Below are 13,126 nucleotides of genomic sequence, written 5' to 3'. Positions count from 1 at the left end.
CGCGCCGCGCACCTGCTCGCGGACGCGGGAATGGCGCCGGGGCGCGGCAGGCGGCAAGGCCGGTGCGGGCTCGGCTTCGGCAGCGCCTCCCTCTTCCGGTTCGAGCGCCTCGATCAGCGCGGTGTCGGTCATAAGGCGGCGCATGCGGGCGAAGGCCTGCGCATGCTCGGGCGATTCCTCCAGCCATGCCGACAGGGTGCGCCGTTCGGCTTCGTTCAGTTCGCCGAGGCGGTCGGCCCAGTCGGCGGCGGTTTCGAGCATATCGGCCCGGTACTTATCCATTGTCTCTGATTCCCACTCGGGCCGGGCCCAGATCGTCGCCCAGCGACGCGGTCAGGTCGGCCATCGCGCGCACGAGGTGCTTTTTCACCGCCTCGACGCTCAAGTTCAGGTCATGCGCGATCTCCTGGCGCGATTTGCCGTCGATATGCCGCATCCGGAACACCGTGCGCCGCTGCGGCGTCAACCGCGCCAGCGCCGCTTCGAACCGGGCAAGGCGCTGGCGGTAATCGAGCACTTCGTCGGCCAGCGGCAGATCGCAGACCAGCTCCGGCCCGTCCAGTTCGGTTTCCCGCGCGGCCTTGCGGGCCCCCGAGACGATCACCGAATCGGCCACCCGGAAGGCATAGGCCAGCGGCTGATCGATCACCTGCCGCCGCTCCTGCTCCATCACTCTTACCAGCGTTTCCTGCACCACGTCCTCCACCTGATCGGGATCGCGCATGCGCTTGCGGACGTAACTCTTGAGCCGGGCGATCCCGGCGGAGAGCTGGGCAGTGGCACTGCTCATGTACATGTTCGGCATCCCGATCGTGAGGACGTCCGGCCCGGCCATCCCAAGCGCATCCGGATAAGAGGCGCGAAAGGGGCCTGCGGGGACAGGAAGAGAAGCAAAAAAAGCGGCGGCAACAACGGCATGGTCAAAACCGCAGCCGCATCCCGGCCGAGAACACGCGCCCGCTGCGGGTTTTCGCCAGCAACCGGCGCTCTGCACGGCCGGTGTACTGGATAATCGGGGCATCGGTGAGATTGCGCCCTTCGAACACCGCCTGAAGACGTTCGCCCAGGCTGAAATGCGCCGCGAAATCGAGCGTCACGCTGCTCTTGATCCACTGCCCGAGATTGCCGTTATTGCCGACGCCAGAACGGTAAGTTCCCCGGTATGCCGTGGCGAGGCGGGCATCCCATCCCTTGCCGCTGTAATAGACGGTGGCATTGCCCGACCAGCGCGAGAGGTCGATCAGCGGCAGGTCGATGCTCTCGCCGCTGTACGTAACCCCGCTGTCTCCCGAAACGAACGTGAGATTGGCCTGTACGCCCAGCCGGTCGAACGGAGCGGGCAGAAATACCAGATCCTGCTGAACGGCGCCCTCGATGCCGAAGATCGTCGCCCCCGCCCCGTTCACCGGGCGGATGACGTTGTAGAGGATCATCCCGTCCTGCCCGGGATAGAGGAACGCCAGCGGATAGCCGGTATCGGCATAGGCCATGACGCTGGTTTCGGACGTGATGAACGAATCGAGATGCTTGTAGAATAGGCCAAGCGAGACATAGCCATCCCGCCCGGTATAGCGCTCCAGCGAGAGATCGAGCGCATCCGCCGTGAAGGGGCGCAGCGCGGGGTTGCCGGTGGTGATCGTGCCGCCGAACGGGGTGGCGTTCACTTCGGCGGCAGTGCGCAAGTCGGCGACATCCGGCTGACTGACGTTGCGGCTCGCCGCCAGACGCAGCAGCAAGTCGCGCTGCAATTCCAGACGCGCCTCGAACGAGGGCAGCAGCGCATGGTTCGAACTGCTGCGGCTGACAGTGATCTGGCTGAGATCGTCGCTGGCCTTGCCGGTCGAGCGGATCCAGGCCTGCTGATATTGCAGCCCCAGTTCGGCCTGCACCGGCAGCGCCCCGATCGTGCCATCGAACGCTGCGAGCGCGAAGGCGGACCATGTCCGCTCGGAGATACGGTAATCGCCGCCCGGGATATCGTCTGCGCTGGTGAGGCCGCGGTTCTGGCCGGTCGCGGCGAATGTCCGGCCGACATCGCCCACAATGTACGGTGCCAGCGAGGGGCCGTCGAACAGGGCGGCCACTGCCGCCGGGGCCATGGGATCGCCCTCGTAATCAACGCGGGCGCGCCGTTCGTAGCCATCGTTGCCGAAGAAGCGGTAGGCGCTGCCCGCAAGCAGTTCGAGACCGTGCGCCACCCGGTGCCGCAACTCGACGCGCGCCGTCGCATTCTCGTTAAGGATCGAATCCTCGCGCGTGTCGGCCCGCATCAGGTGCCAGTTCGCCGGATCGCCGATGGCAAACCCATAGGTGTTGCGCGGATGCGGCCCGGTGGCGGTGGAACCGAACGTCTGCCCGGCGGATTCCAGAAAGACCTTGTCGAACACCGGCTCCTTGAAATCCGAACGGGCATAGCCCGCGCGCGCGGTAACGGCCGTGGCCGCGCCCAGCGGGTAGGCCAGCGAAAGCACGGCCTGATCGAAATCGGTGTGATCCTCGGTCCGCTTGTGCTCGGTGCGTAAGTCCACGCCGGTCAGGCTTGCGCTTGCCAGCGTATCGTCCACGATCGCTGCGGACTGCAGCACTTGCGTGCCGGTGACATCGCCGGTGAGACCATGGGTGCCTGCGGCGGCCAGCGAATATTCGTCGCGGTGGTTGGCCAGCCGGGCATGGACGAGATCGAGCGTCAGTTCGAAGCCGCTATCCGTCCGGTGCTGGATCGAGGCGGCCATGTTCAGCCGTTCGAACCGGTTGGTCCAGGTCGAATACGTCTGCGCGCGCGCCATATAGACCGGATCGCCCTCTCCCATGAGGCGCGCGCGGTCCGCATCGCTGACGCTGGGCCCGATATTGGCCGCGCCGAAGACGGCGGGAACCCAGTCCCAGTTGCGATAGCCGTATTCGGTAACACGGTTGCGGCTGTAGGAGACCGCCGCCAGAACGCCCCATTGCGCCCCGCGGCGGGAGAGTTCGGCGGTTACTTGCGGCGTCACGCCCCGGCTGTTGCCGCGCGTGCGGGCCTGCACTTCCACCAGCGCCACGTTTCCCGGCTGATCGAACGGACGCATGATATCGAGCGCCACGGTGCCGCCCACCCCTCCGGCATCGCGGTCCGCCATCCAGGTCTTGCGCACTTCGACTTGCGAGAACAGGCCCGCGTCGAACACCGAATAGTCGAACCGCCGCTGCCGCGCCGCCGAGCCCCGGTTGTCGAACCCCGAGGCCGTCGTCGCCAGCGCTTCCATGCCGTTGAGCGTGGTGCGGGTAAACAGCGGCCCCAGCCCGCGCAACGAGACCTGGCGCCCCTCGCCATTGTCGCGGCTGACGGCAACGCCGGGCAGCCGCTGCAACGCATCGGCGGCATTGTGATCGGGAAAGGCGGCGATGTCCTCCGCCCGGGTCACTTCGACGATCGTGCGTGCCGCGCGTTTCGCGGCAGCGGCCTGCCGCAAGCTTTCGCGGTAGCCGGTAACGATAACCGGCGGGCCATGCGTTTCGGGCGGCGGCAGCGGGACGGGGATCGGCCGGGGCGCCACCGGTTCCGCCGCTGGTGCAGGCGAAACCACGAAACCGCCCGCCACCCGGGTGACGCGCACCGGCAGCCCCTGGGTCATCGCAGCCAACGCTTCAGCCACGGTGCAACGGCATTGAAAACTGTGCGCAATCCGCAGTTCGGGCCCGATCGAAGTGACGATCTGGACATCGGCCTGCCGGGACATCTCCCGCAGCGCGCGGGTCAGACGGCCCGCTGGAATACGAAAAGACTTCGCGGGTTCGGCTGCGCCTTGCGCGCGGACAGGCTCTGCCGCCAGCGGCACCGCCAGGGCAAGACACGTGCAGACAACAACAATACGACCCCGGCCGCGCAAATACACAAGAGCGCCCTCCGGCGCGGGCAGCTAACAGTCCTGCGTGACAAGGATGTGACTGAGCGGAAAAGGAACAGGGGGCACGGGGGAAAGTCCCCCTGTTCCTAGCCATCATGCTTCGATCAGAATTCGAAGCGGACGCCGCCGAGGATCGTCGTCCCCGAACGGGTGTTGACGTAGAGACGCTTGGTGCTGTCCGAGTACTGCTTCTCGTGCTGGTTGGTGAGGTTCACCGCATCCAGCGTGATCTGCACATGATCGGTCAGCTTGTAGTGGGCTGACATGTCGACATAGATCGTCGGCGCATAGCCCGAGAGATCCTGATCCTGGCCGCCGCCGCTGGTGATCGGCGCCGCGCTGTAGACGTAGCCGCTGCGGTAATTGGCCGAGACGCGCATGTCGAACTTCGCGTCCTCATAGTAGAGCGTGGCATTGCCGTTGTACTTGCTCAGGCCTTCCAGCGTGGTGTTGGTGCCGCCGCTGTAGATCGTCGAATAATCGAACTTCGAATCGACGTAGGTGAAATTCAGCGCGGTGCCGAAGTGATCGAACGGTGCGGGCAGGAAGGTGAAGTCCGTCTGCGCCGAAAGCTCGATGCCGAACAAGTCGGTCTTGCCCAGATTGACCGGGCGCGAGAACGACGTCACCGTGGTGTCAGCGGTCAAGCCCGGCAACAGATTGGTGGGCAGGCCGGTCGCGCTGTACGGCACATCTTCGTCGGTCTTGGTGGTAATGAAGCCATCCAGCGTCTTGTAGAACACGGCAGCCGCCACCGAACCAACCTTGCCGAAATAGTATTCGAGCGACAGGTCGAGATCGGTCGACTTGTACGGGCGCAGCTGCGGATTGCCCACGGACACGCTGTATTCGCCAAGCTCTTCCGAAACACTGCCGTTCACCGCCAGCGCGCCCAGCGACGGGCGATTGATGTTGCGCGCCGCCGATGCGCGCAGCAACAGATCCGGGTTCAGCTCGAACACGAAGTTCGCGGCGGGCAGGATACCGTCGTAATGGCCGTCGACGGTGACCGCGCCGACATTGGCGATACCCGTCGAGGTCACGTCGGTGCTGTAGTAGCGCGCACCGATGTTGCCGCGGAACCCGATCGAACCCAGATCGTGGTTCCAGCTGTACTGGACAAACCCGGCGGCGGTCCGCTCTTCCACGGCAAAGACATTCTGCGGATCACTGAGGTTCGCGGCGCGGCTTACACCCAGCTGCGAAAGCGCCTTGTCGTAATCGGCGACGACCCAGTCCTGGCCGGGGAAGCCAGTGTAGGTCTTGGTATAGCCGGAGATGTCGTCGCTGACCGAACCGTCCTGGAAGCTGCTGCGCAGGACATTGTCCGCCTTTTGCGAATAGCCGCTGTTCTTGAACCGGCGCCATTCACCGCCAAAGCTCAGCGTATCATCCGGCGTGAACGCATAGTCGAACTTGCCTTTGACGTTGTCGAACGCACTGTCCTGATAGTTCGCCGACATGTCGATTTCGTGCGCATGGTAATTGGCCGGATCGCCGGTTTCCCAGGCATAAGTATTGACCAGCGAATACGTGCCGCCGCGATAGTCTGAAACGACATCGCCGAAGGCCTCGGTATAGAACTTGTCGCTGAGCGGCATATCGTAGCTGGAGCGCTCGATACCGCCGAGAACCGTCAGTTTCAGCTTGTCAGTCAGATCGGCATCGCCGTTGAAAACGACCTGCTTGAAGGTGTTCTTGGTGTGCTGGATGCGCGTTTCAGTCGCCGTGTTGCCGCCCGACACATCGAGGTACGTCACCTCGTTCTGGTCGTTCCATTCGATCGCGTTGATCGTCGAGTTGGGATAAGTCACACCGGCATGGGTGGTACCGCCGCCCAGCCAGGTCGAACCGAATGAGGCGCGTGAAGCGAGGTGGGTCTCGAAACGATCGGCCTTGAACTGGCCGTAGAGACCGTCGAGCGTGAGGTGGACGGTCTCGGCCGGGTTCCACTGGATCGAGGCGGTCAGGCCGAAGCGGTCCTGCGTGCTGTCCCAGACCGAATAGCGATTGCCGCGCGGGAAGCGCAGGCCGCCCGCATTGATGGCGTCCTGTTCCGCCTGCGACAGGTTCGAAATGTCGCTGCCATAGGAACCGCCGCTGCCCTCTACGGGGTCATAGGGCTCATTCAGGCGCCAGCGGTAGGTATCGACGCCCTCCTCGCGCGTCTTGCGGTGGCTGTAAGCGGCCGAGATCAGGATGCCGAAATCGCCCCAGTTCTGGGAGACAAGGCCGGTCAGGCGCGGCTGGAAATCCTTGGTGAGCGTGTTAGTGCCGCCCTGCGCGGAAACCGCGACCTTGGTGCCCGAATAATCGAACGGGCGCGCGGTGTAGAGACCCACGGTGCCAGCGAGACCACCTTCGGTCTGATCGGCCGAATAGCTCTTCTGCACGTCCACGCGGTTGAACAGTTCGGCGGCGAAGATGTTGAAGTCGAACGCGCGGTCGCGCGAGTTCTGGCCGCGGCTGTCCTGCGGCGAGTCGACATTGCCCAGCACTTCCATGCCGTTGAGCTGGACGCGGGTGAAGTCCGGCCCCAGCCCGCGCAGGCTGATGCGGCGGCCTTCACCGGCCTCGCGGTTGATCGCGACGCCCGGCAGACGCTGCAGCGCTTCGGCGAGGTTCAGATCAGGGAAAGCGGCGATGTCGGAAGCGACGATCGAATCCTGGATGATCGTGGCATTGCGCTTCACATCGCGCGCCTGCTCCAGGCTGGCGCGGTAGCCGGTGACGACGATCGCGCCTTCCGGCATGTCCACGGTCCTGGCGGAATCCGTCTGGGCCAGTGCGGGCTGCGCCGCGAAAGCCATGGCAGTGGTTACCAGCCAGAGGCTGCGCTTGGTCAACATGATTGCTTCCCTCATTCTTGCATCATTCACGATTGCTTCGGCCCGCAAGAGGAGCGCGAACGGTCGTGAAGAGAGGGATGTTGCCAAGACGGGGACAAAGAATTTTGTGAAAGTTCAAAGACAATTCATGACATTTTTATGAATTGATATTTCTAAAAAGAAAAAACACCACCTTATTAAGAACAAATTTCATATATTCATGGCTTTTGACTTCCCAGGTCAATTCCCAGAGAGGCACCGCCCTTGACGTCACCGCCATACTTCCCGTTGGGGAATGAAATGGCGCGCCTGATAGCAGCAGCTCCGAACCCACAGGGTTCGCAAGGCCGACCGGCCGCCCGGCGTTTGAGGGAAAAGAAGAAATGGCGCGCCCGGCAGGGTTCGAACCTGCGACCCCAAGCTTAGAAGGCTCGTGCTCTATCCAGCTGAGCTACGGGCGCGCGCGGCGCCTCCCATAGCGTGCTTCTTGCCCCGCGCAAACCGGGAGTGGATCACAACTTGTGCTTTGCGGCAAAGCCAAGCCGGGTTACGCAAGGGGCCCATGAGCGATCAGCCCCTTTCCCGCATCCACGGCCAGTCCGGCGCCCGGCGCCATTTCCGCTATTTCGACTATGTCATGGCCGCCTTCGTGGTGATCCTGCTGCTGTCAAACCTGATCGGCGCGGCCAAGCAGGCGCAGATGGAACTGCCGGTGCTGGGCATGGTCAATTTCGGGGCGGGCGTGCTGTTCTTCCCGATTTCCTACATCATCGGCGACGTGCTGACCGAGGTCTACGGCTATGCCAATGCCCGCCGCTGCATCTGGGCGGGCTTCTTCGCACTGCTGTTCATGGTGGTGATGAGCCTTGTGGTGGTGAACATTCCCGCCAATCCCGAATGGGCACTCGCCTCGGCCACCTACACCATCGGCGGGCAGCAGGTAACGGCGCCCAATCAAGCCGCCTACTATGCGATTTTCGGGCAGACGCCGCGCATCGTCTTCGCCTCGCTGGTGGCGTTCTGGGCGGGCGAGTTCGTCAATTCCTTCGTGCTGGCACGGATGAAAGTGATGACGCAGGGCAAGTACTTGTGGACCCGCACCATCGGCTCCACCATTTTCGGCGAAGGCGTGGACAGTGCGCTGTTCTATCCACTGGCGTTCCTGGGCGTGCCAGGCTTCACGCTGCATACGGTGCTGATGCTCTCGCTGACGCAGTGGATCATCAAGACTTTGTGGGAAGTGGTGCTCACCCCCGTGACCTACATGGTCGTCGGCTTCCTCAAGCGGCGCGAGGGTGTGGATGTCTATGACGACGACATCGACTTCTCCCCCTTCGCCAAGACACGCGCGGTGTGAGAGGCCAGTGGCATTGACGCGGCGGAGCGGCTAGCACCCGCCACCCATGCTCGACCGTATTCTCCTGTCCCGTTTCCGCAACCACGCCGATACCGCGGTGGAAGGCACGGCGCAGTTCAACCTGCTTGTGGGCGAAAACGGCGCGGGCAAGACCAATGTCCTCGAAGCGATCAGCCTGCTGGCCCCGGGCCGGGGGCTGCGCCGCGCGGCTCTGGCGGACATGCCGGGGCAGGGTTTCGACGGCGGCTTTGCCATCAGTGCCGCGCTGACTGCGCCCGGCGGCGATCCGGTGCGGCTGGGCACCGGCGTGAGCCCCGATCGGCCCGGACGGCGGCTGGTGCAGATCAATGGCGCGGAGGCTCCGGCGGTGCGTCTGGCCGAGTGGCTTTCCATCGGCTGGCTGACCCCGGCAATGGACCGCCTGTTCATGGACAGCGCCGGAGGGCGCCGCCGCTTCATCGACCGGCTGGTGCTGGCGGTGCGGCCCGATCATGCCAGCCACGCCGCGCGCCTCGAAAACGCGCTGCGCGAACGCAACCGCCTGCTTTCGGATGAACGCACGCCCGATCCGCACTGGCTCGATGCCATAGAGATGCAGCTTGCCGAGGCCGGGGCCGCTGTCGCCAGTGCCCGGGCCGGGCTGATCGCGCGGCTGGACGGTCTGCTGGCCGAATTGCCGGATTCGCCGTTCGCCCGGCCCTCGCTCGCCTATCGGCCAGGCGGGCCGGTGCAGGCCGATGCCCTCGCCATTGCCCTCCACGAAAGCCGCCCGCGCGACCGGGCCGCGCAGCGCACGCTCACCGGTCCGCATCGCGACGAACTGGCCGTCACCATGGCCGGCAAGGACCAGCCCGCCGCCGAATGCTCAACCGGCGAGCAGAAGGCGATGCTGATCGCGATCACGCTCGCCCATTCGCAGCTTCTGGAAAGCGGCGGCGAGACGCGCCCGCGCCTGCTGCTGCTGGACGAAGTGGCTGCGCACATCGATCCGGTGCGCCGCGAAGCCCTGTTTGCCCGCCTGCGCGCCGGTTCCGCGCAAGTGTGGCTGACGGGAACGGAGACTGCGCCGTTCGAGGCGATCATGGGCGAAGCCGCCGTGTGGGAAGTGCGCGGAGGGACGGTCCGGCCCTTGTCCTCCCCGGTCCGGGGAGGTGGCAGCCCGCAGGGCTGACAGAGGGGATTCGCATCCTCACACAACGCTGCTGTGGGGCGAAACTCCCCTCCACCACGCTTCGCGTGGTCCCCCTCCCCGTCCCGGGGAGGACAGGCTGCTCTTTAGGGCATTTTCTCCTTCGGCAGGGCGTTCGCCACATCGTCCACCGTCGCCGAAACGATGGCATCCACCCCGATCGCGGTGGGATGCACGTGGTCCGGCTGCATCAGGTCCGGCTTGTCGATCACCGGCTGCAGGAAGAACGGCACCAGCACCGCGCCATATTTCTGCGCAAGCTGCGGGTAGATGGGATTGAACTTGTCCGCATAGTCCTTGCCCAGATTGGGCGCGGCCAGCATGCCCAGGAGCACCACCTTGATGTGTTGATCCGTCAGCTTTTTGAGGATCGCATCGAGATTCTTGCGTGTCTGTCCGGGCGGGAGGCCGCGCAGCATGTCGTTGCCGCCCAGACTGATGACCGCCAGTTCAGGCTTGTCCGTCTGGCTCTTGAGCGTGAAGTCCAGCCGCTCCAGCCCCGCCGCCGTAGTATCGCCGGAAACGCCCGCATTGGCGATCCGCGCATTGACGCCGCGCGCGCGCAAGGCTTTCTCCAGCCGCGCGGGATAGGATTCCCCGTCCTTCAACCCATAACCCGCCAGCAGAGAATCACCGAAAGCCAGGATCGGGCGCTCGGGTCCCATCACCGGGATAGCAAGCGGCGCATCGAGCGCGGCCTGGCTTGGCTCGGGCGCGGGCGGCGCGCCCTTGTCACAGGCGGTGAGCGCCAGGGCTGGAAGCGCCAGAAAGGCAAAGCGTAAGAAGCGCAAGGGAATCTCCTTGTAGAGGCGCCGTGTGCTATCCCATATGGAGCAGGTGACACGACCTTCCCAGCCCTCGCACGCACAGTCTCCCGAACCTGCCGTCCTTGCCCGGGACTTGCGCCTGACGCTGGGCAGCGGCGGCAGTGCTGTCGAAATCCTCAAAGGTATCGATCTGACCGTGCCGCAAGGCCAGACGCTGGCGCTGCTCGGCCCTTCGGGTTCGGGCAAGAGTTCGCTGATGTCGGTGCTGTCCGGGCTGGAGCGCGCGACATCGGGCACGCTGTCCGTCGCCGGGCAGGATTTCGCGGGGATGGACGAAGACGCCCTGGCCCGCGCCCGGCGCGGCCGCATCGGCGTCGTGCTGCAAGCCTTTCACCTGCTGCCGACGATGACCGCGCTCGAAAACGTGGCGACGCCGCTGGAACTGGCCGGGATGGCGCAAGCGCGCGGACGGGCCGAGGCGGAACTGGCCGCCGTCGGGCTGGGGCACCGCCTGACGCACTATCCCTCGCAGCTTTCGGGCGGCGAGCAGCAGCGCGTGGCGATTGCCCGCGCACTGGCGGCGCGCCCCTCGCTGGTCTTCGCCGACGAGCCGACCGGCAATCTCGATGCGAAGACCGGGGCGGCCATTGTCGAGTTGCTCTTCGCCCGCCGCGCGGAAGCAGGCGCGACCTTGCTGATCATCACCCATGACGAACATCTCGCGCGTCAGTGCGAACGTGTGGTGACGCTGGCGGACGGCCGGATTGAGAGTGACAGCTGTGGGGCTTGACCTCCACAAACCGTTCGTGTCGAGCGAAGTCGAGACACCTTGGCGCTGGGATGGCGTGTCTCGACTTCGCTCGACACGAACGGAGAAATTCGCGTGAGTTCCCTCCCTTGGCGCACCGCATGGACCATTGCCCGGCGCGATTTGTCCGCACGGTTCCGGGGGCTGCGGCTGCTGCTGGTCTGCCTGTTCCTCGGTGTGGGCGCGATTGCCGCTATCGGCACGCTGACCGGCTCCATCGAGCGCGAACTCGGCACGCGCGGGCGGCAGATTCTGGGCGGCGATATCGAATTGCGCGTCTGGCAGCGTGGGCTCACCGATGCGGAGCTGGCGATGCTGCGGCCACTGGGCGAAGTCTCCCCGGGGCTGCGGATGCAGGCGATCGCCAGCAAGGGCGATCTTACCGCACCGGTCGCGCTCAAAGCCGTGGCCGGGGACTGGCCGCTCTACGGCAGGCTGGAACTGACCGATGGCCGCAGAGTGGGCGCTCCCCCGGAAGGCATGGCGTGGATCGCGCAAGGCACGGCCGCGCGGCTGGGCATCAAGGCCGGAGACACGCTGAAAATCGGCGGACAGACCGTGACGGCCGGGGGCCTGATCAAGACCGATCCCGAACAACTGGGTGAAGGCTTTGCCCTGGGCGATACCGCCATTGTCCCGCTTGATCTGCCCCGGCGTGCCGGACTGACGGCACCGGGCGCGATGTACCGCAGCGCGGTGCGGGTGAAGTTCAAAGGCAATGCCGATCCGGATGCGGTGGCGAAGAAACTGGAAGCGCGGTTTCCCGATGCCGGTTTCCGTATCCGTACCCGCAACAAGGCAGCGCCTTCCACCGAACGGTTCGTCAGCCGCATGGGCGAATTCCTGGTGCTGGTGGGGCTGGCCGCACTGGTTATCGCCGGGATCGGCATTGGCGGCGGCGTATCCTCCTATCTGGAAGCGCGGCGCAATTCGATCGCCACATTGAAAGTGCTGGGCGCGGCGAGCGGCGACATCGCGCGGATATACCTGCTGCAAGTGGGTACGGCGGCGCTGGCGGGTAGCCTTGCCGGCCTGCTGGCGGGCGTTCTGGTGACGCCGCTGCTGGCCGGAGCGCTGGGCTCGCTGCTGCCCGTGAGCACCGGCTTTACCGTTTCCCCCGCCGCACTGGCCACGGCCGCAGCTTACGGACTGCTGGTGGCCCTGGTCTTTGCTGCACCGCCCCTTGTCCGCGCCCGCAGCTTCCCGGCCATGGCGCTGATGCGCGCGCGGGTGGCGCCGCTGGCGGCAAATCGCAAGGCGCTGGCCCTGCCGGTCGGGCTGGGGCTCGCGGCGATAGCCGCGCTCGCTTTCGCCAACGCCGCGCAGCCACTGGTGACGGCGGGCTTTCTGGCAGGCGCCGCCGCGATGCTGGCTTTGCTGGCACTGGTGGGCTGGTCCATCCGCAAGCTGGCCGCCCGCCTGCCGCGCCCGGCCGATCCGATGCTCCGCGCCGGGCTGGCCAACCTCCACCGCCCCGGCGCGCAGACCGGCGCGCTGGTGACGGCGCTGGGCTTCGGCCTCTCCGCCTTCGTGCTGATTGCGGCCGTGCAGACCAGCCTCGACGCCAATATCCGCAAGACCGTGCCTGCCCGCGCGCCCGATTTCTTCGTGCTCGACGTGCCGCAGGACGGCGCCGCGCAGTTCCGCACCATGGTCGAACAGACGGTGCCGGGGGCAGTCACGAAAATCGTGCCCAACATGCGCGGCAAGATCCTCGCCTATGGCCCGAAGGGCCACATGACCCGCGTGGCCAGTCTGGGCGATAACATTCCCGAAGGCGCCTGGGCCCTGCGCGGAGAGCGCGGGCTCACGTATTCAGTGGGCGTGCCCGAAGGCAGCACGGTCATATCCGGCCAGTGGTGGCCCGCGATATACCGGGGCGAACCGCTGGTTTCGCTCGACGAGAAATTCGCCGATGCGGTGGGCCTGAAAGTGGGCGATTACATTACCGTGGGCGTGCTGGGCGTGGAGCGCACCGCTCGGATCGCGGCGCTGCGCCGGATCGACTGGGACACGATGGGCTTCAACTTCGTGCTGGTCTTCTCACCCAATGCTCTGGCCGATGCCCCGCACCATCTGGCCGCCACCATCGAAGTGCCGCCGGGCACGCCCACGGCAGGTCTGCTGCCAAAACTGGCGCGCGCCTTCCCTTCCAGCTCGGTGATCGAGACGGGCAGTCTGCTGCGCGATGCCCGCGCACTTCTGGACCAGATGTCGGTGGCGATCCTGGCAGCGGCCTCCGTGGCGGTGCTGGCCGGACTTGCCGTGCTGCTGGGCGCCATCGCCGCGG

At 65.6% G+C, this 13,126-nt stretch carries 9 protein-coding genes and 1 tRNA gene; 4 read left to right on the top strand and 6 right to left on the bottom strand.

The genetic code is table 11. The features are described from left to right. From MTR66_RS13510 to MTR66_RS13490, 5 genes are all read right to left on the bottom strand, one after another. Positions 1-282 (bottom strand): FecR/PupR family sigma factor regulator (locus MTR66_RS13510; RefSeq protein ID WP_243921910.1); only part of this gene is annotated, 282 nt, incomplete at its 3' end. Next, positions 275-790: an RNA polymerase sigma factor gene (locus MTR66_RS13505; RefSeq protein ID WP_243921908.1), complete on the bottom strand. Its 516-nt coding sequence runs from the start codon at positions 788-790 to the stop codon at positions 275-277. The genes MTR66_RS13510 and MTR66_RS13505, both read right to left, overlap by 8 nt. Positions 791-920: 130 nt before the next feature. Further along, positions 921-3,818: a TonB-dependent receptor gene (locus tag MTR66_RS13500; protein ID WP_243921907.1), complete on the bottom strand. Its 2,898-nt coding sequence runs from the start codon at positions 3,816-3,818 to the stop codon at positions 921-923. 173 nt (positions 3,819-3,991) lie between these two features. After that, positions 3,992-6,736 (bottom strand): TonB-dependent receptor, encoded by a 2,745-nt coding sequence (locus MTR66_RS13495; RefSeq protein WP_243921905.1) that lies wholly within the window; start codon positions 6,734-6,736, stop codon positions 3,992-3,994. A gap of 363 nt (positions 6,737-7,099) precedes the next feature. After that, a tRNA-Arg gene (locus MTR66_RS13490) sits at positions 7,100-7,176 on the bottom strand. A gap of 101 nt (positions 7,177-7,277) precedes the next feature. Between MTR66_RS13490 and MTR66_RS13485 the strand changes: the two genes are divergently transcribed. After that, positions 7,278-8,072: a queuosine precursor transporter gene (locus MTR66_RS13485; RefSeq protein WP_243921903.1), complete on the top strand. Its 795-nt coding sequence runs from the start codon at positions 7,278-7,280 to the stop codon at positions 8,070-8,072. Between the two features lie 46 nt (positions 8,073-8,118). Continuing rightward, positions 8,119-9,243 (top strand): DNA replication/repair protein RecF, encoded by a 1,125-nt coding sequence (gene recF / locus MTR66_RS13480; protein WP_243921901.1) that lies wholly within the window; start codon positions 8,119-8,121, stop codon positions 9,241-9,243. 104 nt (positions 9,244-9,347) lie between these two features. Here the strand turns inward: recF and MTR66_RS13475 are convergent, their stop codons facing one another. Then, positions 9,348-10,052, bottom strand: a complete 705-nt coding sequence (locus MTR66_RS13475; protein ID WP_243921899.1) for an arylesterase — start codon at positions 10,050-10,052, stop codon at positions 9,348-9,350. A gap of 37 nt (positions 10,053-10,089) precedes the next feature. Between MTR66_RS13475 and MTR66_RS13470 the strand changes: the two genes are divergently transcribed. Together MTR66_RS13470 and MTR66_RS13465 are read left to right on the top strand one after the other, a co-directional pair. Beyond that, positions 10,090-10,818 (top strand): ABC transporter ATP-binding protein, encoded by a 729-nt coding sequence (locus tag MTR66_RS13470; RefSeq protein WP_243921897.1) that lies wholly within the window; start codon positions 10,090-10,092, stop codon positions 10,816-10,818. Positions 10,819-10,911: 93 nt separating this feature from the next. Then, on the top strand, positions 10,912-13,126 hold a 2,215-nt coding region (locus MTR66_RS13465; RefSeq protein WP_407673051.1), incomplete at its 3' end, for an ABC transporter permease.

Origin of the sequence: Novosphingobium beihaiense (genome assembly GCF_022832375.1) — a bacterium.
In the GTDB taxonomy this organism is placed as follows: domain Bacteria; phylum Pseudomonadota; class Alphaproteobacteria; order Sphingomonadales; family Sphingomonadaceae; genus Novosphingobium; species Novosphingobium beihaiensis.
Note: the sequence above shows the minus strand (reverse complement) of the source record. Positions and strands in the feature narration are given on the sequence as shown.